Genomic DNA, 18,631 nt, shown 5'->3' on the forward strand with positions numbered 1-18,631 from the left:
TTACTTTGTCCAATTATTGTGATAGGGTTGTCCGTTGATAAGAAGACTTTCAGCTGAAATTACTAAGATGGTTTCTACCCCCTGATTAATATTCTGGTGCATTTCCAAGCAATAGGCATTACTGAACTTTACCTTCAAAGGTGAAGAGGAACTACCATTACGAAATACGATTTCTCCTTCTTTCTTCAAAAATTGATTTGTAGCCCAGTAAGATAGTATATTATCAGGAAATTGTAATAGTTTTAACACTATTGTACCCCCAAAAACTTCACTCTGTGGCTCTCCTTTATAATCAACATCTTGTGAAAGCTGAAGATTGAATTGTTCTAATTCATATTCTTTTCCTTGAAAAATAAGTACAACTTTTAAATTAGCATCAGGTTGTATCATTTTCATTGCATAATTTGTTATATCTGAAAAATTCATATTCTTAAAAATTTAAACGTTTAACCAATTTCTTTGTACTTGTTCTTCTCCAAATTTTAAACTTTGAGCACTTACTATAAATTGCACACTAAGATACTGACTACCTGAATGGATATAATTAATATTCATATCAATACAAAAAGCCTTTTTAAAGAATACTCGCATCACTGAAGCATTATCTTCTCCATAGGTAATAATAATTCCATCTTTATGTCTTCTTGGATTTATCATCCAATCAAGAAGTTCATCAGTGGGAAACCCATTAAATGTAAGTTGCATAGTACCTCCTTGTACTTCACCTTGTGCTTTTCCTTGTTCGTCAGCAGGTTGAATAAGTGAATATGAAAAATTACTTAACTCATATCCATTTTTTAAGATACTTATAAAATCTATATTTTCAGTATCTCCAATTTTTAAAAATGTTCTGTATCCGTACATAATTCTATGATTTTAATTTGTATTTATTGTGATTTTTCTTCTGGTTTTATTTTTTTAAGCATACCCATACGCTGTTTCCTTAACGAAACCGTATCATCAATTAGCTTATTTATCATTTTTACAAATGTAGTTGCTTCATCTGAAGGAGTGATAAGACTACTTGCATACGCCCAATTAGTAATAAGGTCATATTGTTTTTCTGTAGTTTTACGAAGTTCTTTAACGCTAGGTAGTACTGTCTTTACTTGATTTTCAGCACGTTCTTCAGTAAGTTTACTATATTGCTTATTTACTTCAGTAAGTTCGGTTATAACATCATTTACTCCTAACACTTTCAAATGCTTAGAATTATCTGTTTTTGATAAATCTTGAATCATTGAATCAATAATGTTTGTCTTTTGTCGATTAGGTTGTTTTGAAATTCCTAAATATGATTTCATTTGACTATAAAGCATACTTCCTGCTTCTTTTTTATTTTGCATAGTCGATTTTGATTCTACTCTAAAAACAGATAAAAGATAAATAACTAATTCATTACGCCTTTTGTTAAGTTCATTCAATTTTTTAGTTTCGTGCCTTGATTTACTTTGATTAGTTGCATCAATCAATAATTTGATGTGCTCTTTGAATGAACTAAATACATCTTCTTTGACAGCAAGTTTTTCAGTTGTTGCTACTTCTACCAAATTTTCAACACTTTTCAGAAATTGCGAATATTCATTATTATTTAATGAATTTAAGCTGATTGTTTTTACTTTTACAATTGTGTACATAGTTTTATGATTTTAAATAGTTATTACTTATATTATAATATTAATTATTATAGTACTCATATGAATTAAATCTATATATTTGATATTGTCTGTTATTTTTCATTTACTTCAAACTAATATATTTATATCCATTTTCTATTTTGGAGTACTTCCAACTTGTAAAATGAGATTAAATATTTCATTTCGGAATACTTCCTAATTACTATATTACATTAAATATTTTATTTCAGACTACTTCCTAAATAGCATATTATATTAAATATTTTAATTTGAAACACTTCCTAACTATTATATGGACTCATTTCTATAAAACAAAATACTTTCTAACTAAAATATTGATTGCAATATTATAATTAGAAAGTACTCCATAATAACTAAATTTATATTTTAAAGTGATTACATATAGTTTCTTATTACCATATGTTATATTTTTTATAACAATACATCATCATTTATCACTTTCTTTTGTTCTCTTACTCTTTTTGCAATGATGAGTTGTTTTTCAGAAAGTTTATTTTCTTGGAATGACATATCAGGGTCAATATATTTTCGTGGCAAAAAGAATGAAGGTTTTGTATAGAAGACCCATCCGTATGGTTCTTCTAAATTATAGTACTCAATAGGAGCTGAAAATTTACGCTGATTATAGTCAGATAGGATAAGTTCAAACCAATCTCCTAAAATCATTTCCTTAGTTGATTTTGCTTTGAGTCGGGTAGGTTTTTCATCTGTTGTAGTTTTATATACTTCTATTTCATATACTAATAACGCTCCAGTATCAATGGGTACTACTGGTGTTCCTTTATTTGTTCCATCGTATATTTTCATTTTATAGATTTCAATTGGTATATTCAAATAGGATTGAAAGGTTTGCATAAAAAATGGTGCAATGAATAGTGAAACAAGGCAAGTACTTGCCCAAATTCCGTACTTGAAATCATTTACTAAATTAAAAATTAGAGAAAATAAGGCACCACTAATCAGTATTTGGATTAGCAATACAAGAAATTTTTTCCAAAAAGGACTTCCTTTCAATGTTTTTATATAAACATCATATAAACGATAATTAAAATACCCCATAATCAGATAAAATACTTGTAGTGCAATATATGCATAGGGCATAAAATCAACTTGCAAATATCCTAATAAGCCAAGTGAAGAAAATATTACTGAAGATAAAAGAACATAAAAAACAGCTTTTTTATCACTCAGTAATTGATTTTTCTTAGCAATGAAAATTACAACAATTCCTAATAGTACAGTAATGATAGGAATGAGCAGTTGTGAGGTAATGAGTTTCTGTAAAAATGTATTCATTATTTTATTTTTATGAAATGTGATTTATTTAAACTATTTAGTCAATAAAAATTCGATAGTTAAAGGTCATTGGTGAGTGCTTCACTAACTGGTTGTACATTGTTTCAGTAACCATTTGTTCATTTTCTACTTTTCCGAATGGTATTAAATGTACATCAATGGTACGAATAAGTCCTTTTTGGGGAGGATTTCCTACACTTATTCCTTGCTCAATGCGTACGTCAGCTATAATATCAGGGAATTCTGCTATGCAGAATGTTTTAATATCATTATTAGTAACTACTCTACCCCGACTGTTGAGTAAAAACTTAAACTGAGCAATGCGTTCCCGTTCCGAAGGCAGAGCAGTGCCTCCTAAAGTAGGAGTTATCAGTACAGCATCAGAAGTACTTGTGTCCCTTCTTGTAAGTATAGTACCTATACGTATTCCATTGGCAGCTTCGCCCAAAGTAGTCCAATATTTAACAAAAAAGTACGATGTATCATATACTCTGTCCAAGAAAATATAATATGAAAGTTCTTTTCCCATTCTGTGCTGAACAGAAATATCTCTTTCAAGTCTGTTGATAAGTTTTTCGATAAGTTGTACGTTTTCGCTACTTGCTGTTTTCAATGATGAGAATATGTTTGCTTCATCTTCCAAGAGACTTTGTAGCTTTATTAATAATTCCTTAGCATTACGAAAATCGAATGCCTCAGTACCTCCCTGACGTAGCGTATAGTTACGAGTAAAATTGCTTGACTTAAAGCCATGCGAACGAACATATTCTTGGTCTTTTTCATCAGAAAGAGAAATCATTCCTAAGAAGAACTCTTCAGGATTCATTTCAAGTGGAATAATTGCTAATCCTTTTTGTAAGGTAGATGTAATAGAATGTAGTTTCTTATTAACCAAAGGAACAGCATTTGTAACTACTTGAATATCTGAAATGATATGTGATTTGAAAGATTGAGGTAAAGTGATTTCTATCCAACATAGCTTTTCATTGAATACAGCAGAATTTTCTAACCATAAATTTTGTATTTTAGGGTCAGTTATAGGAAATGTAGTATATTCATCTTGTGATATTTGTAATTCTTGGTCAATAGTAAAGTAGTTTTGCTTGTAAAAATCAAGAATTTTAGCATTCATACGCTCATTAAAATTCTGATTTTCAAAAAAATGGTCTAAACTATTTTCTTGCGAATGAGTATCTGTATTATAAATACCGTTTTGGACAGATATTTTATTCCCCTTATGTGTCCAATTTGCATAACTTAGTATTTTTAAGCATTCACTACGAGTATCAATATTAGGAAAATTAATATAGAAAGATAAGTTTTGCAAATTCATTATTATATCTTCAGAAGAGATTCCTATCCATATTTTGTTGTAATTTTCAGGTGTTACTTCTGTACGATATAGCAAACGTTTTGAAAAATCAGAGTTTATTTCATACACATCTCCAGCTGAAATGATTTTCTTTACATTGATACGTTTTAGAATTGTTCTACAAGCTGGATAAAAGGCATAATCTGTTTGTGCTTTTCTGTTGGGAAAAGGCGTTTTGGTTGAAAAGCAACTCTCTTGAGTTATTTCAGTTTCTTCCCATAGGGGTTTTAAATAGGCGATAGTGTGAGAAGGTTTGGTCATCAGTACAGCATCAGGTAAGAGTACTTCACTCAAACGTTGCATCATACGAGTTTCAAGACTTGCAATATCATTGGAAATCTCGTGTAGTTGCTCTGCCAGAGCCTCCATAATAAGGCGTACCAGAGGGTCCAAGTTTTCAATGTTTTTAATGTTCCAGAATTGCAACGCTGTTTGAATCATACGATTCTTTATTTCTTCTTTACTTTCTCTGTAATAACTCATAATGAATTGATTGTTATTTTTTGGATAATGGGCTTAAATATAATCGATAGTGAAAAGTACAAGGCTCTTCAGTACTCTTAATTATTGCCTGAAGATAAATATCTACACACTTGTGTATGTTTACATTCTTCGAAAGTTTATCTTCTTGTTCTACCTCTGTAATCTCTAATCTGAATTGACAATTAGTAATACGAGGTTCATACTTGGCAATAGACTCTGATAGATATCCTATGAATCGGTCTTTCCATTTACCTACTGATACGATGTATTCAAAATCCATTTCCCAGATGGTAGTTCCGTACTGTTTATCAAAGGAATGTTCTCCAGGGCAGGTAGTTATCAGTAGGTCGATATGTCCATCAATAGATTCAATTTCAGAGCATTTGTCAGTTTCTTTTTCTTCCAAAAGATTTTTGAAGTTTACTGGAAACTTATAATAACTTTGATCGCTGCCAATTTTCATAAATTCTATTTTGTGAAAAAATGTGATTATTTAACAAGATAGGCAAATATACAATAAAAGAAATAATAACCGATATAAATATAAAAAAATAATAATAAAAAGCTTTGTATGTGAGGATTGGAAGTTATCAATAGGCGGTTATGAGAAGTTAAAAAAATAACATTTTGAAAAGAAAAATTATAAAAATATTTGTAACTACATAAAATTATCTAAATTTGCAGATGAATAAATTTTTGGAATTTCATAATTAAAACAATCTGAGAAACATATACAAAATGGATAAGTTTGTACACAGACAGGTTAATTGGGGTGAAATGCAGGTGAGAGCTACGCATTTTATTGAAATGGAAAATTTTTTGCTGGAACGCATTTTACAAACAGCATCGGTTTCACACACCAATCATTATGGGCTTTTGCCTACTAACAGGGAGACTGCTATTGAAATCCAAACTATGAAAATAGGAGAGGTTACACGCGTCTATCTAAAATCATACAATGGAATTACTTCTGGCGGATATTTGGTGCGAATTCAAGATTCGGAGGAGGAAGATGAACTATATTGTGAATTAGAAAATAAAACAGAAACTCCACAGGAAGCCTGGGACATAGTATTAACTATTGACCCTTTTGAAAGAAAACCTACAAATATACTTGACATCAAGGCTGATCCTCCCCGCTATGCTTACGTAACTGCAACTTATCGACTAAATACAATACCACATAAAGAAAACACAATATATCCCCCTAATAGTATCGTGGTAGGACTTTTACGAAAGAATGACTATGGATATCAATTAGATGGCAATTACATACCCCCTGCATTGACTATGTCTTCACACGAGTCACTAAAGGGTTATGGATATAACTTTTCTGAATGGATATCCTCAATAGAAAAAGCATTACAGAAGATATTAGAAAAAATACAAGCACAACCCAATAGGACCAGTGTGGCTAATAGTATTTTGGTTCTCAGTAAGGAAATGCTCAGATTTTTATCAACTATAAATTATCATTGGAAGAATAACGTTAAGAATCTGACCCCTTATCAGGTAACTGAAATTTTGAGTTCTTTCGCAGCTAGTATGCTTACATCTCTTCTTTTTGTTTCCAGAAAAGAAAAAGAAGAAATGCTTAAGTATTTTCACGAGTGGAATGGTATTACTCCATCAAACTTTGAACAGATGCTTGATGAGATTATAAATAAGAAATACAACCACAATCAAATCAATCAATCAATGGTTTCTGTAGGAAATTTGCTGCAAATGCTTAATGAGTTATTTGTTTCACTATCCCAACTTGAATTTGTAGGACAACACCGAGAAAGTATTGTTATCTCTGAACGACAAGCCCAAACAAATACCACCAGCGGTAGCCGATGGATGGTAGACTAAACGGTTAAAACCTCTTTTATGAAAAAGAAGAAAATATATGAGTTACCTAGTAATAACCTATATACAAATTACAAGGCAGAAGTATTTGCCTCTGGAATGATTCAGGAAGGAATTCGAAAAAACAAAATAAGAATTATTCGTAAAGGAAGGGCTAAACGAAATGTGGCAAAGGAGGTAGATAGGTTGGCTTGTGACTTCTCTTCTCAAGAAGAAATCTATACCATTTATACCAATAAAAGAGATTTGTATGACTCTTTGCCTAAGGGAGTATTCCACGAAGCAGGAAGTTCCAGTAAAGCACAACAAAAATCGGCCGTCTTAAAGTCTATTGAAAAAGGGAAAAAGGAAGAATTTAATGCAAGATATTTCTTCAAGCCTTTTGAAATGTTTTTAGATGAGGTACTTATTAATTTGCAATTATACGAACGACAACTTGAAAGACCTCATTCTCATCCTGACTTTATTAATCTTTTTGTTAATAATTGGAAATTCATAAAAGACATTCCTTTAGATAAGGCCTTATTTTTATTAAATTTTCTCTCTCAAAGCAATAGAATAACGAGAGGTGAGCAAACAGCCCAAATTTTGGGTTCATTTTTGGGATGTGACGTGAGTATAGAAAATGATGTTGAACCAGTAAGTTTTCAAATTCCTCACAAATGGATATTGGGGAAAGGAGAATTAGGAAAGAACTCTTTTATTGGAAATACTTTCATAGATACTTTACCAACAGTTAATTTAAAAATAGCAAATCTTAGGCAAGAATATAAAGAGCTTGTTTATTCTGGTAGTGCAGCCAGAAAACAATTACATATTTTATTAGACTTGTTCATTCCCGCAGATGCTCAATTACGAATACATATTGAGGGATACAAAGAAGAGACACTTTTTAAACTTACCTCAAATGCTGACAAATCAGCTATTTTAGGTTTTTCAACAAGATTAGAATATTAGGATATGAAAGCATTGAATCGTAAAGAAGTTTTCACTTCATATTTGAATTTTACCAAGTATATGATATTTTTGGTTACAATAGCCTTAGTTTGTGTGTTTGTCTTTTTCAAAACAGCATCAACAGAAATAGATAAAATACAGTTGTTAGGTGCGGAAAGTCAGCGTATTTTTGATCAACAATTATCACTGAGTGATGATTTTGATTACATTTTCCAAACTTATCAGTCACTTGACTTGGTGGAGGAAAATAATACTCCTTTTTTGATGAGTAGCATCGCTAACAAAAAAATGAAGATAAATACTGCTATACAAAAAGTTCCTAAAAAAGATGTTTATGTTCACAAACATCTGGTAGATCAAATGGATAAACTTTTACGTACAAGGGATTCGATAAATGCTTTGAAATTGACGGAAAATGTCTATAAAAATGACGTGATTCGCTGTACAGAGGAAAATAAAGTAATCACCAGAAAAGTGAAAGTGGGAAAACTTTCTTATGATAAAAAATAGAGCATATGGAAGCTAAAAATGAAACTAATAAAATTACCAATTCAAGGGAACGAACCATAGGTTTCCTCTATGTTTGTATTATTTTTTCTGTGACTACAATGTTGTGTGGTTATATTCTATTTTTCGCTAATAATCACTATCAATCGTTGGAAGGAAAGAAAGCAATTCTTGAACAAATACAACGTGTTCGTCAATTTGAAAAGGAGCAAGTTACTCAAATGGATAAAATTCAGCAAATTGATAAAAAAATAGCACAACTTAATCCTGCATTAAAGGCTGCTTATGAAAAACAAGAGGTTGCACTTCTCTTGGGAGAAATTCGCAATGTATATACACAACAAAAATGGGATGTACGTTATAAGATATTTGATCATATAGCAACTTTTTATGAATTTCAAATGTCTGATAAAGATCGTCTGTGGAACATTCAACAAAATATTGAGAAGTTCAAATTGGATTTGGAACGTTGTCGTGCCAATACAGAAATCAGACGTAACAATTTAAATCAGCAATAATTAATATATGGATAAAATTTTCACACGTTGGACTATAATTATCGTTGTTTTTATAAGTCTTGTTGTCGCTCTAACTTGGTTTCTGCAAGGTAATGTTACAAAGACAGAAATTCGAGCTTGGGTATCTCCAAAAGAAGTGGAACTCGGAAATCCAATTCGTTTTATAGATAGTACTTCAAATGCTAAGGAAATTCTTTGGGAATTTGGAAATGGTGATTTTTCCAAAGACAAGGCAGGAAGTTATGTATTCTCTCAATCAGGAAGATACCAAATCCGATTAAAGGTAAATAACTCCCTTGAACAGCGATTCATCATAACAGTAAAAGATAGTAAACGTGTGAATGACTTTCGTCCAATTAAAATTATTGCACCAAGTACAGCTATTCAGAATGAGTATATTTCATTCTTTGCTGATGGTTATTCAAAAGAATGGCGTTGGGAGTTTGGAGAAACAGGAGATATAGACTCTTATGAAAAAAATCCTACTTATTCCTACAAATTACCTGGCATTTATGAGGTAAGGCTAACTTCAGAAGATATGGTATATCCTGTTGTGCATCACATAGAAATTGTTCCTGAATATAGTGAAACTGACACTTCCGATGTATTATCTCTTATTGCTAAAGATATTCAGGAACGATTGCAAAATATTATAGATGGGAGTTCTTTCAATGAGAATTATAACTACATATTAAACAAATATCTGTGTAGTAATCCCAATCAAAAAGTGCTTATCAATGGTGTAAAACAGGTTGACTTTTATTCTTATTGTCATAACTTAAAAATAGTAGGAAGTCAGTTAAGTACAATTATTAATGAAGTAGTAGTTGAGCCTGATAAAGAGTCCAATTGTGTAAAACGCATATTAGTAAAACAAAATTCTCAATCGCCAATAAACAAGTAATAAAATTATGAAGCGTATCTCATTTATAGTTATTTTTATAATATATTCATTTTTAGCAGGATGCTCTCCAATTACACCACTTACTAGCGTAAAGAAAACACCTAAAATTTACACTCAGAATTTTTGTTGCGATCAGGAAGTAAAACGTTATTTGGGAAAGAAAGTACCTTGGATTGTATATTCACAAAGTGATAATAATCCTACATATTACAATCCAGGAGGAAAAATTGTTCTGAAAAAAACCTCTTATATGGAAGCCTTTTTGGTTATCGGAAAGAAAGGAGAGTACTTGCGTTTGATAAAACATAAGCCAGAAATCATTGAAAATAGCACGCTAAAAAATAGAAAACAAATTGAATATTATGGGTGGATACATCAAGACAATTTACTATTGTCTTCAAAAGCCTTAACTGATATTGAATCGGGAAGAACACATAAAATGATTACTATGATGAAGAGTGAGAAACCCTTATCAAAAACGGAAAATTTTCTTTCAAAAGATTCTTTAGTACTTTATAAGGAGCCAGAATTACTCAATCCCATAAAAAAGATAGCTCTTCATTCATTAGTTTACTTGTACAAAAAAAATGATGATAGAAGTAAAAGTTTGATATTTGTAAAACCACAAATTAATCCTGAAAACGCCCAACAAGTTATTTCTGGATGGGTATCTTCATCATTCATAACTCCTTATGGAACATCTTTTTATAGTAAAATTTCTGAGATGCCTTTAGAAAAGATTACTTTGATTGACAAATTAAAAAGGGAAATTCCACAGGATACTATTGTGTTTGACGCTAATGGATCTTTTTTGGAGCTTAATCCGATTTCTTCACTAAAACAGGAACAAAAATTTATTGACATAGACACATACGTTCCCATCCCAGTTGTAGATAATGGAGCTAATTACGTTTATGGACTTTCGGGAAACGTAATAAATTACGAAGATTTTAAGAAAGTAAAAAAAGATTTAAAACATATCAACATTGTGTTTGCTTTTGAGAGCCAACAAAGTGTTATTTCTAATTTTGAACAATTGGTAGTTTCAATCAATCAACTTAAAAATCAATTACCTAATAAAGATGGTTTTGTTTATAGAATAGGTGCGGTTATTGGCTTTGGAAGGCGATACAATGCGTTGCTACAAATACCTTTGTCTAAAAACGTAGATGTAGCCGTTAAAGAGTTAGAAAAGTTGGCAGATTCAAAAAAAGAAATGGATTTTTTTAAAACCGAATCTTGGAGTGCAACATTACAGGCATCACAAATACTATCAGAATATAAAAATGAAAACAATATAATTGTCGTAATTGGAGAAAGTGGAAATGATAAAGAACAGATAGATAGTCATTTAGTTCAGAAGATAGTTTCTTCTAATGCTCGTATATTAGGGTACCAATTGTATTCCGATATAGGTAACTTGTATAATAATTTTATTTTGCAAATTCAAGACATAATCTCACGTTCTAGTCAGGAAATTATTAAAAAGAAGAAAAATTTTTTAGTTAATTCTACTCAACTTTGCACAGAAAATTTATTTGTCGAGCATAGTGAAAACATTTACAGATTAGATTTTTCCAAGCAAAGTATGTGGCAAGGATGGATTGTTTTTCCTAAGAAAAAAGAGCAAATGTCGCAAGATTTGTTAGTTTCATCAGTAAGTTCATTTATTGAGGAAATTCAGGTTGATGCTCAAAACATTACTGATGAACTACAAAAGTCATTTATTGCCTCGGGAATGTCTCGAAGTAAAATTAATCCGCAATGGGTTTCTTTACAAAATCTTTCTGAAAAATATTCTCCTGATATTACTTTTGCTAAAGCTTTGGCAGGGACTGAACCTTATACTTTTTTTCCAGCCTTAATTCAAGTTAAAAAAGATGTTTGGGATAAAGGAGAACATTTTTTACTGCTATCTGAGGATGAAATTGATAATATTCGTAGCTTTTTTGTAGATATTACTAAAAAACGGGTAGATTACAAGTATGATGCTAAAAAAAGTGAAAAAACACAAAAAAACTCTTTCTTAGATGATGACGGAATTTCTGTTAAAGATGACACGAAACAAAGTCAAAAATACCTTAACACACGAAAAGTCCGAAAGTCTTTACAAAAGAGCTATTACAAATGGTCGAAAGTTAATAGGTTGTATCCGCCTAAAAAACAAAAAATTAAAAAAGCTACTCTCGCCGAAGCAGGTAGATATGCCGTGTTATTTCATTCTCCAAAGCTTATTTTAAAACAACTCAAAGTAGGGGAGATTCGTAATAGAAAAAAAATATCTGATAAGGATTTAGATGAACTTATTGAATATTTTGTAAGAAAAAAAGATTCTTTTGAACAAGCTATCACAACTGAAAATCAGCTTAAATCTAACGGAGAAATTTTTTACAAAATAAATGTAGAAAATCTACCATAGTTATTGTTAAGACAACTTAGAAATGAAGTCTATTCGAAATTAAATGTTGAATTTGAATAGACTTTATTTATTATAAAAATATTTAAAATTTGAGTTTACCAAATTAAGTTTAAAAAAGAATGAATTATCAGTCACCTATTTGCTTAAAGACATCAAAGCTGATGAAAATTACGGCAAGTTGGGTAGCTCACGACTAAAAACAAACAATATGAAATTAAGGTATTGTTAAACTATACTATGTAAAAATCAACTTTTTATTATTAGGAGTTAAAGCAACTGAAATAAAAAATCCGCAAAGTATAAATCATCTACTTGCGGATTTCTTTCAGACTTCATTTCTACTTATCTTGTTGATATTCACTCTCCCAATTAGTCCCATCATCTCCCTTAGTTCCATCTAACTTAATAACAAAGCTTTTTGATGGAAAATAAGGTGATATATGAATATCCAAATAAATTCTATCTTTCTGTACAGGATCTCTTTCTATACGAAGAATTTTGAAGCTTTCAATCAGACGCCCTGGTCCTTGAATACCATCTAAAAACTTAACAATCTGGCTTCTCAAATCCTGCTCGGTTCGTACATTCCAATTTTCAAAAGAACGACGATTTAAAAAATCAAATAATACCTTCGTGATATAATCAAATACACGTACTACAGAATAAGTTTGTAATCCCAAGTTATCTCCGTTGAAAAGTGTTTTTGCTGAAAAAGCCATCACTTTCCCATATTCGTTGACCATAGGCACCAATCCCATAGCTTCCAATTGAGAAATTTCACTTTTTTTCAAAGGGAATACTACCGCATCCACCTCGTTAAGACCTCCAAATTTCTTTCCTGCGGTTACCTGCGACATCAATGTTTTATAAACCTTTCCTGCCAATGCTGAAGAAGGTGATACGTGCAAATCATCTTCCTCTCCGATTTCCTTATATGCTCCTCTACCAATAAGCCAGTTACAACTCATCACTGTATTACTTTTGAAAGTATCACCACCAGCTAAATTAGAAGAGAAAAACATATCGACTACATCATCTGGCTTGTCCAAATCAGCAAAATCAGTAAAAAGCATTACCTTATTGTTATGAGCTATCTTTGCCCATTTTTCTATTACTTTATTGGAACCCAAAAAACCAGGAATTACTAATATAGAGTAGTTCTCACGTAAATCTAAACGGTCATAGTTCTGATTAATTTCATCTGCAATGAAATCAATAAACCTTGAATTATCAAGGTCAGAAAGTTGTTCTGGAGAAGCATTGACAATTGTTATGTTTGATAATTTATCTAATTCTGTATTTTTGTAAAACAATTGCACTGCACGGTATGACTTCTCCAAATCTCGAACAGCCTCTACTGCAACAAGCTGATTTTTAGAAAGTAAACTCGCCGTAGCATTAGCTTCATTTTGGCTCTTATCCACCATCTCAGATATAGATTCATTATTGGTTAAAAGATCCAACCACAAATCTATCTTTTCGGCTAATTCATCACGTTCACTCTGCTTTTGTTCTTCTACCAAAAACATTTTCTTACGTGCTTTTCTCTCTGGATTTAGGTTTTGAATACCCTCAATTGTCGCCTCTAAGAAGCTAAACCCTCCCAAACGAGAAAGTCCTGACAAAGCATCATCTAATACTGATTGAGAAAACTGTTCTGATACTTGTTCACGAACATTGGGAGATATATTCTGATTACTCTGTTGTTCTGCCATATACAATAAAATTTTTTATTTTAAGCTTCTCTAAGCTCATTTCTTAATTGAGTCAACGCCTGAATAAACGCCTTTTTAGTATCTTCATTTTCTAATGCTCGTTGAAGAATTTTATTAGTACGAAGTTGCTTTACCAATTTGGTATAGAAATCACGCTGTATTTCTAATTTTTTCAGAAATTGACTTTGTGCAGTTAAGTTCTTTATTTGAAAGTCTCCCGTATTCTGAAAAGAAAAATTCTCCTGAACAGGTTCTCCTTCTGCAGTTTCAAACTCAATATCTACATTTGGCTGAAAAGTAGCGAACACCTCATCTATAGAAGTTAATCCCTCTATGGCTTGGGGCGTAATAGGGTCCTCTGAGGTTAACTTTTCAACCAAAAGTGTACGATTCTCAGGAATGTTACCAATAGCTTCCGAAGCCTCCGTTTTTACCTCATTCCCTCCTATTCCATAATTTAAAATACCCATATTTTTCCTATTTTACTCAAAACACAAAGTGCTTGTCATTAATAACAAGCACTTTGTTTTCTACAATTGTTTGTTAACTCTTTGGCCAATTCTCCTGATGCTCTGCACCACCTATTTTAATAGTTTGAGCTGAAATTGTAATTTGAAGAGACATTGGGTTAGAACCAACCACATCAATTCCTTCTTCAAATTCAATAATGTAAGCATTTTCAAACGAAAGTTCCTTCATTTTTGCCTCTTCATCACCTTTTTTGAAAATAATACTTCCTGAGAAAGGTTTAAACTGATTTACCATATGTTCTAATATGGTTGTGTCCGATGTGGACTCTACACGAACTGTAATACGTCCACCATAGATGTTAGATGCTGGTCTCCCTTTTGAGTCTACATCTCTACGAAGTGAATACTTGCAATCAAGTACATCGTACTCTTTTCCTCCTAAATTAAGTGTTGAACTGAATGCCATAAATTTAATTTTTTTAATTTAACATTACTTTTTTTGATTACAACCATAAAAAGAAAGTCTCTTGAAAGTGTCGTAATCGAGTGCAATTTAAGTGATTATTTTCATCTGTGCAAGAAAAAAATAATTTTTATTAAAAAATATAATTTAACTGACTTTAACATATCAAATATAATACTAAGTAATTAATAGGTTACCTAATAATCTCTATTTCATAAAAATCTAAAAATCAGAGAAATGATATTAATTTATTATTTCTATAGACTCAGATACATCGTTTTCTTTTTTGTACTTTTAGGAAATACATAAAGCTAAATACCAAAATATATCTGTTTTGAAATTCAACTTCTCTCAAAAATAATACAATGCATCATATTTAGCTTTTATTTCATCAAGACGTTCATTAACATACTCTTGCTTGGCTTTGGGATAGTGGTATTTAATAAACTTCTCATAATCTGATTTTATTTTTGCCCATTTGTACGACCATTCGCTTTTGTGTTTACATACCATCCGAGAAAAAATATTCGTTCTCCTAATTTGAAAAATCATAAATAGAACTTAAAATCCAAATAGAGTCTCTCTTTTTGAATATAAATGATACATCTATTCCATTATCTATACCCCATAAATGGTAATCCACAGAATCCTTAGTTTGTATAATTTTAACTTTATATGCATTTTCCTCCAAATTATATGAAATACTATCCTTTGTAAAATCTATAAATTTTATGTCCTTTTTACTCTTAAAGTTTCTAACCAAATTATCAAAATCATCACACTCATAAATAGTAATTATTTCTGAACAACGCCTAAACTGAAATAAACTATCTTTTTTAAATCTATTAAAAAAAATAGTAAAATCCTCTTCAGAATACATAGGACTTGTAAAAACATCATATTTTTCTATTCGCTCATTAGTTTCATTATTGTTAACATTTTTGCAAGTAACCAAAATAAAGATTACTACATAATAAAATAAATACTTCATTTCAATCATTAATTAGTGTTTGTGGATCTAATAATTCTTTTGTTTTTATACCTCTCCCTTCCGTTGGGTATATTACTTCACTGGGATTTAGTTTATCGTCAACTCCTCTTATCTCATAGTGTAAATGAGCAGACATTTTTGAGTGTACATCACTTCCCAAATATGACGCACCTAATTCTCCTATTTTTTCTCCTTTTTCAACCATTTGACCCTGTTTCACATCTATTTTACTTAAATGTAAATAGCGTGTCATAATTTTTTTTTATTATGAGAAATTATGACAACATAGCGTCCTGTTTTTCCCGAAGTATCTTCTTTTGATTTATGTACAAAACCATCGTGAGTAGCATAAATTGGAGCTCCTATATCTGTATTTCCTCCACCTGAAAAATTGATGTCTAATCCTTGATGATTCTTACTGGCAGTGGATAATTCTGTTACATTTCTTTTTCCCACTCCACTAGCAATGAAACGTGTCCACTTTTTATAAGTAGGTTCAATAGGCCACCCTCCAAGTTTTTTAATTTCTTTCCTCTCAAACACCTTGTTCATTTGCTCCACCCAAGCAAAAGACTCAAAATGCCAAAATATATCTGTTTTTTATTTACCATATTTGTGTTTAAACTCTTCCCAACCATATTTGTAATATCCGGGATTGGGACTAAATTCACTTGCTCCTATATCGAAATTATCCGAACAAGGAATACGTTCTTTACCCCAAGAAGCAACAGAAGATTTTTTAGTTCTGTAACTTGTCCAAGTACCAAGAAATTTGTAATTACCTGCGGGATCTCCAAAATCGAAAAGACTTGAATAATCGGGTTGTTTTCCTTTATCTTTATACCAAAGAACTAACATTTCACCTTCAAAAACACCTGTTGCAGAAAGTTTTTCATCTTCTTTTAAAATGTACGAAAAAGTAGAAAAACCTTCATTATCTCCTTCTTTTAGTGAGTCAAGTGATGGTTCTAAAAGTCGATAATATGAAATTAAGGTAAAAGTTCCTCTAAAATTACGTTTATTTTTATTCATCACAGTACTAAAGCCTTCCACCTCGTAAATATTACTATTATCTTTATTTTTTATGATGGAGGTAAAAGTAATGCACAAGCGCTTATAATTCAACCCAATAAAACCAAAAAAACCTGATTTCTCTTCATTTAAAACCTTTTGCATATCAAGAGTTTCATTGTATTTTTCATAAGAGTGTCCGTGAGTGGTATCATCAATTACATATATAAATGTACAATTACTTTGTCCATATAAAAAAGTGTTTAAGAACAATATTATTACGATAGATAGCCATTTTTTATCGAGTTCTTTTTTTAATAATTTCTCCGTATTTTTCATCTTCTTTATTTTTAGTTTTATCTATTTCATCTGTTCTTAAGGCACATAATCCTCCCAACCGTATTTGTAATACTTGGGATTAGGGCTAAACTCCGCTGCTCCAATGTCTAAATCACCTGAGCAAGGGATGCGATATTGCCCCCAATTGCATTGTTGTATTTTTCCTGTTTTATAACTCGTCCAAGTGCCTATGAAAACACTATTAAAATAAGAATCTGAATCATCTTCAATATCATCATACAAAAATTTATTATTCTGATCAATATACCAACGAATAAGCCCCTTCCCTTTAAAAATACCAGTCGCTGAAAATTTTTCATTTTCTTTAAATTTATAGTTAAAAACTATTATTCCCTGATCTTTAATCTTTCCTTTAAAAAAGTCATCAACTCCACGAGAAAAAAATGAAAAAGAAAAAATTTTTTCAATATTAATAATGCCCTGAAAATCAACATCATTTTTCTCAACTATTGTATTCCCTTTTACTTTATAAATTTTACTATCTACTGTTCTTTCAATAGAATGAAAATTTATTTTTAAGCGTTTTTTATTTCTACCAATAAAACCTAAATAATCTACCTTTTGCAATAGTATAGAAATATCAATTTCTTTTTTATCAATTTTTGAAGGTAATAATTCTGCATATTTATTGTTAAATACATCATACGGTTTCGCTGTTTCTATAACGTAATTGATTTCACAATTTTTATTTTGTGCATTTGTTAATGATGTAAAAAAGCCAACAATAATGATCAATAATTTATCGTATCTCATCTTTAATTTCTATCTTAATATTTTCTATTCCTTTTTCTTCTATAATAGAAATTATCTCATAAAACTTTGAAATACTTCCTGATATAGAAATTACTTCATCATTTTTTTTATGAATTTTACCACCAGGCAGTAAACACCCTTCGCTATCTGCTCCTGTTGTACCTGAATGAATTAAAATACTTCTATCAACAGAAACTTTTTCATTGTACAACTTAGGAAATCCATATTCTAATTTAGAATATCCCTTTTTAACATATTTGTTTTTGGGGAATTTTTTAGAAGTATGCCACATTAAACTATAGGTTCCTACTGGTATGCGTTTGTCTTTATTTCGTTCTGTAGTTTCGGGTCCATAGGGCTCACATATGTATCCCTCTAAATCTCCAAATTTAAAAGTTCCAAATGTAGCACTACTTTCATTTTTTCCTGTCCATTTTTCCCATTTTCGGGTAATGTATATAGTATTTTTATCTAAAACACTGAACACCCTCTTCATCTGCTCCACCCAAGCAAGAGGCTCAAAGTACCAAAACGTGTCTGTTTTGAAATTCAACTTATCCCAAAAATCATACAATGCTTCATATTCAGCTTGTATTTCATCAAGACGTTCATCTACATACTCTTGTTTGGCTTTGGGATAGTGGTATTTAATAAACTTCTCATAATCTGATTTTATTTTTGCCCATTTGTACGACCATTCGCTTTTGTGTTTACATACCATCCGAGAAAAAATATGACTCAATTCGGGTTTGTTATACGAAGCTTGTAACTCTTCGTTTTGGATTTTGCGGTCTTTGTTCTTGTCTATAAGAGCAATTATTTTCTTGATAAACTCAGATGTACCTTCGTAATTATTCACACTTTTTATTGGATACATCCTACGATTTTCAGCATCGTACGTCT

General features: G+C 30.9%; 22 protein-coding genes. 6 read left to right on the forward strand and 16 right to left on the reverse strand.

The features are described 5' to 3' along the window. The 6 genes from tssD (CGC48_RS02050) to CGC48_RS02075 all read right to left on the reverse strand — a co-directional run bounded on the left by tssD (CGC48_RS02050) (position 1) and on the right by CGC48_RS02075 (position 5,272). Complete coding sequence (tssD, locus tag CGC48_RS02050) at positions 1–426, reverse strand: type VI secretion system tube protein TssD (protein WP_098028265.1); 426 nt, start codon at positions 424–426, stop codon at positions 1–3. Between the two features lie 12 nt (positions 427–438). Further along, positions 439–864 (reverse strand): type VI secretion system tube protein TssD, encoded by a 426-nt coding sequence (gene tssD, locus CGC48_RS02055; protein WP_098028266.1) that lies wholly within the window; start codon positions 862–864, stop codon positions 439–441. Between the two features lie 23 nt (positions 865–887). Continuing rightward, entirely contained in the window at positions 888–1,637 is a 750-nt protein-coding gene (locus tag CGC48_RS02060; protein WP_041992182.1) for a DUF6261 family protein, read from the reverse strand. Positions 1,638–2,069: 432 nt separating this feature from the next. After that, a complete protein-coding gene (locus tag CGC48_RS02065) occupies positions 2,070–2,954 on the reverse strand; it encodes a TssN family type VI secretion system protein (protein WP_098028267.1) in 885 nt (294 codons plus the stop codon). Between the two features lie 37 nt (positions 2,955–2,991). Next, on the reverse strand, positions 2,992–4,809 hold the full coding sequence (locus CGC48_RS02070) for a type VI secretion system baseplate subunit TssF (protein WP_098028268.1): 1,818 nt from the start codon (positions 4,807–4,809) through the stop codon (positions 2,992–2,994). 13 nt (positions 4,810–4,822) lie between these two features. Continuing rightward, positions 4,823–5,272: a GPW/gp25 family protein gene (locus CGC48_RS02075; RefSeq protein ID WP_041992173.1), complete on the reverse strand. Its 450-nt coding sequence runs from the start codon at positions 5,270–5,272 to the stop codon at positions 4,823–4,825. A gap of 275 nt (positions 5,273–5,547) precedes the next feature. Here CGC48_RS02075 and tssK point away from each other — a divergent pair, with 275 nt between their 5' ends. Genes tssK through tssR form a run of 6 tightly spaced genes read left to right on the forward strand, consistent with a single transcriptional unit; the run spans position 5,548 to position 11,965 of the window. Beyond that, positions 5,548–6,663 carry a type VI secretion system baseplate subunit TssK gene (tssK, locus tag CGC48_RS02080; RefSeq protein WP_098028269.1) on the forward strand — a complete coding sequence of 372 codons (1,116 nt, stop codon included), beginning with the start codon at positions 5,548–5,550 and terminating at the stop codon, positions 6,661–6,663. 18 nt (positions 6,664–6,681) lie between these two features. After that, positions 6,682–7,617: a hypothetical protein gene (locus CGC48_RS02085; protein WP_098028270.1), complete on the forward strand. Its 936-nt coding sequence runs from the start codon at positions 6,682–6,684 to the stop codon at positions 7,615–7,617. Between the two features lie 3 nt (positions 7,618–7,620). Then, positions 7,621–8,127 carry a type VI secretion system TssO gene (gene tssO, locus CGC48_RS02090; protein WP_098028271.1) on the forward strand — a complete coding sequence of 169 codons (507 nt, stop codon included), beginning with the start codon at positions 7,621–7,623 and terminating at the stop codon, positions 8,125–8,127. Positions 8,128–8,132: 5 nt separating this feature from the next. Continuing rightward, entirely contained in the window at positions 8,133–8,642 is a 510-nt protein-coding gene (locus CGC48_RS02095) for a type VI secretion system transmembrane protein TssO (RefSeq protein WP_098028272.1), read from the forward strand. A gap of 7 nt (positions 8,643–8,649) precedes the next feature. Continuing rightward, positions 8,650–9,546 carry a PKD domain-containing protein gene (locus tag CGC48_RS02100; RefSeq protein ID WP_098028273.1) on the forward strand — a complete coding sequence of 299 codons (897 nt, stop codon included), beginning with the start codon at positions 8,650–8,652 and terminating at the stop codon, positions 9,544–9,546. A 7-nt stretch (positions 9,547–9,553) separates the two neighbouring features. Beyond that, positions 9,554–11,965, forward strand: coding sequence for a type VI secretion system protein TssR domain-containing protein (gene tssR / locus CGC48_RS02105; RefSeq protein WP_098028274.1), 2,412 nt, complete (start codon positions 9,554–9,556; stop codon positions 11,963–11,965). A gap of 338 nt (positions 11,966–12,303) precedes the next feature. On the opposite strand, the gene CGC48_RS02110 is transcribed toward tssR, so the two are convergent. The 10 genes from CGC48_RS02110 to CGC48_RS02155 all read right to left on the reverse strand — a co-directional run bounded on the left by CGC48_RS02110 (position 12,304) and on the right by CGC48_RS02155 (position 18,605). Beyond that, positions 12,304–13,680, reverse strand: a complete 1,377-nt coding sequence (locus CGC48_RS02110) for a DUF5458 family protein (RefSeq protein WP_098028275.1) — start codon at positions 13,678–13,680, stop codon at positions 12,304–12,306. Positions 13,681–13,700: 20 nt separating this feature from the next. Next, entirely contained in the window at positions 13,701–14,150 is a 450-nt protein-coding gene (locus CGC48_RS02115) for a hypothetical protein (RefSeq protein WP_098028276.1), read from the reverse strand. 73 nt (positions 14,151–14,223) lie between these two features. Then, a complete protein-coding gene (gene tssD / locus CGC48_RS02120; protein WP_041992148.1) occupies positions 14,224–14,616 on the reverse strand; it encodes a type VI secretion system tube protein TssD in 393 nt (130 codons plus the stop codon). A gap of 348 nt (positions 14,617–14,964) precedes the next feature. Beyond that, complete coding sequence (locus CGC48_RS02125) at positions 14,965–15,126, reverse strand: hypothetical protein (protein ID WP_157909847.1); 162 nt, start codon at positions 15,124–15,126, stop codon at positions 14,965–14,967. A 22-nt stretch (positions 15,127–15,148) separates the two neighbouring features. Continuing rightward, positions 15,149–15,613, reverse strand: a complete 465-nt coding sequence (locus tag CGC48_RS02130) for a DUF4348 domain-containing protein (protein WP_098028278.1) — start codon at positions 15,611–15,613, stop codon at positions 15,149–15,151. Next, positions 15,606–15,857: a M23 family metallopeptidase gene (locus CGC48_RS02135; protein WP_098028279.1), complete on the reverse strand. Its 252-nt coding sequence runs from the start codon at positions 15,855–15,857 to the stop codon at positions 15,606–15,608. Before CGC48_RS02135 ends, CGC48_RS02130 begins: the two co-directional genes overlap by 8 nt. Then, on the reverse strand, positions 15,854–16,156 hold the full coding sequence (locus CGC48_RS02140) for a M23 family metallopeptidase (RefSeq protein ID WP_098028280.1): 303 nt from the start codon (positions 16,154–16,156) through the stop codon (positions 15,854–15,856). The genes CGC48_RS02135 and CGC48_RS02140 overlap by 4 nt, the downstream gene beginning before the upstream one ends. Positions 16,157–16,204: 48 nt before the next feature. Continuing rightward, a complete protein-coding gene (locus CGC48_RS02145; protein WP_098028281.1) occupies positions 16,205–16,954 on the reverse strand; it encodes a hypothetical protein in 750 nt (249 codons plus the stop codon). Positions 16,955–16,990: 36 nt separating this feature from the next. Continuing rightward, the gene (locus tag CGC48_RS02150) at positions 16,991–17,728 is read right to left on the reverse strand and encodes a hypothetical protein (RefSeq protein ID WP_098028282.1); all 738 of its coding nucleotides are present in this window, start codon (positions 17,726–17,728) and stop codon (positions 16,991–16,993) included. After that, positions 17,715–18,605 carry a DUF5675 family protein gene (locus tag CGC48_RS02155; RefSeq protein WP_098028283.1) on the reverse strand — a complete coding sequence of 297 codons (891 nt, stop codon included), beginning with the start codon at positions 18,603–18,605 and terminating at the stop codon, positions 17,715–17,717. Before CGC48_RS02155 ends, CGC48_RS02150 begins: the two co-directional genes overlap by 14 nt. Between the last annotated feature and the right edge of the window lie 26 nt (positions 18,606–18,631).

This window comes from Capnocytophaga cynodegmi (assembly GCF_002302475.1).
Lineage (GTDB): Bacteria > Bacteroidota > Bacteroidia > Flavobacteriales > Flavobacteriaceae > Capnocytophaga > Capnocytophaga cynodegmi.

Excerpts from the sequence above, each read along its gene's own strand:
- CGC48_RS02060 (WP_041992182.1), bottom strand. The coding sequence starts at position 1,637 with ATGTACACAATTGTAAAAGTAAAAACAATCAGCTTAAATTCATTAAAT.
- CGC48_RS02100 (WP_098028273.1), top strand. The coding sequence starts at position 8,650 with ATGGATAAAATTTTCACACGTTGGACTATAATTATCGTTGTTTTTATA.
- CGC48_RS02075 (WP_041992173.1), bottom strand. The coding sequence starts at position 5,272 with ATGAAAATTGGCAGCGATCAAAGTTATTATAAGTTTCCAGTAAACTTC.
- tssD (WP_098028265.1), bottom strand. The coding sequence starts at position 426 with ATGAATTTTTCAGATATAACAAATTATGCAATGAAAATGATACAACCT.
- CGC48_RS02150 (WP_098028282.1), bottom strand. The coding sequence starts at position 17,728 with ATGAGATACGATAAATTATTGATCATTATTGTTGGCTTTTTTACATCA.
- CGC48_RS02140 (WP_098028280.1), bottom strand. The coding sequence starts at position 16,156 with ATGAACAAGGTGTTTGAGAGGAAAGAAATTAAAAAACTTGGAGGGTGG.
- CGC48_RS02065 (WP_098028267.1), bottom strand. The coding sequence starts at position 2,954 with ATGAATACATTTTTACAGAAACTCATTACCTCACAACTGCTCATTCCT.
- tssO (WP_098028271.1), top strand. The coding sequence starts at position 7,621 with ATGAAAGCATTGAATCGTAAAGAAGTTTTCACTTCATATTTGAATTTT.
- tssD (WP_098028266.1), bottom strand. The coding sequence starts at position 864 with ATGTACGGATACAGAACATTTTTAAAAATTGGAGATACTGAAAATATA.
- CGC48_RS02095 (WP_098028272.1), top strand. The coding sequence starts at position 8,133 with ATGGAAGCTAAAAATGAAACTAATAAAATTACCAATTCAAGGGAACGA.
- CGC48_RS02110 (WP_098028275.1), bottom strand. The coding sequence starts at position 13,680 with ATGGCAGAACAACAGAGTAATCAGAATATATCTCCCAATGTTCGTGAA.
- CGC48_RS02135 (WP_098028279.1), bottom strand. The coding sequence starts at position 15,857 with ATGACACGCTATTTACATTTAAGTAAAATAGATGTGAAACAGGGTCAA.
- tssD (WP_041992148.1), bottom strand. The coding sequence starts at position 14,616 with ATGGCATTCAGTTCAACACTTAATTTAGGAGGAAAAGAGTACGATGTA.
- CGC48_RS02115 (WP_098028276.1), bottom strand. The coding sequence starts at position 14,150 with ATGGGTATTTTAAATTATGGAATAGGAGGGAATGAGGTAAAAACGGAG.
- CGC48_RS02125 (WP_157909847.1), bottom strand. The coding sequence starts at position 15,126 with ATGGTATGTAAACACAAAAGCGAATGGTCGTACAAATGGGCAAAAATA.
- tssR (WP_098028274.1), top strand. The coding sequence starts at position 9,554 with ATGAAGCGTATCTCATTTATAGTTATTTTTATAATATATTCATTTTTA.
- tssK (WP_098028269.1), top strand. The coding sequence starts at position 5,548 with ATGGATAAGTTTGTACACAGACAGGTTAATTGGGGTGAAATGCAGGTG.
- CGC48_RS02145 (WP_098028281.1), bottom strand. The coding sequence starts at position 16,954 with ATGAAAAATACGGAGAAATTATTAAAAAAAGAACTCGATAAAAAATGG.
- CGC48_RS02070 (WP_098028268.1), bottom strand. The coding sequence starts at position 4,809 with ATGAGTTATTACAGAGAAAGTAAAGAAGAAATAAAGAATCGTATGATT.
- CGC48_RS02155 (WP_098028283.1), bottom strand. The coding sequence starts at position 18,605 with ATGTATCCAATAAAAAGTGTGAATAATTACGAAGGTACATCTGAGTTT.
- CGC48_RS02085 (WP_098028270.1), top strand. The coding sequence starts at position 6,682 with ATGAAAAAGAAGAAAATATATGAGTTACCTAGTAATAACCTATATACA.
- CGC48_RS02130 (WP_098028278.1), bottom strand. The coding sequence starts at position 15,613 with ATGATTGAAATGAAGTATTTATTTTATTATGTAGTAATCTTTATTTTG.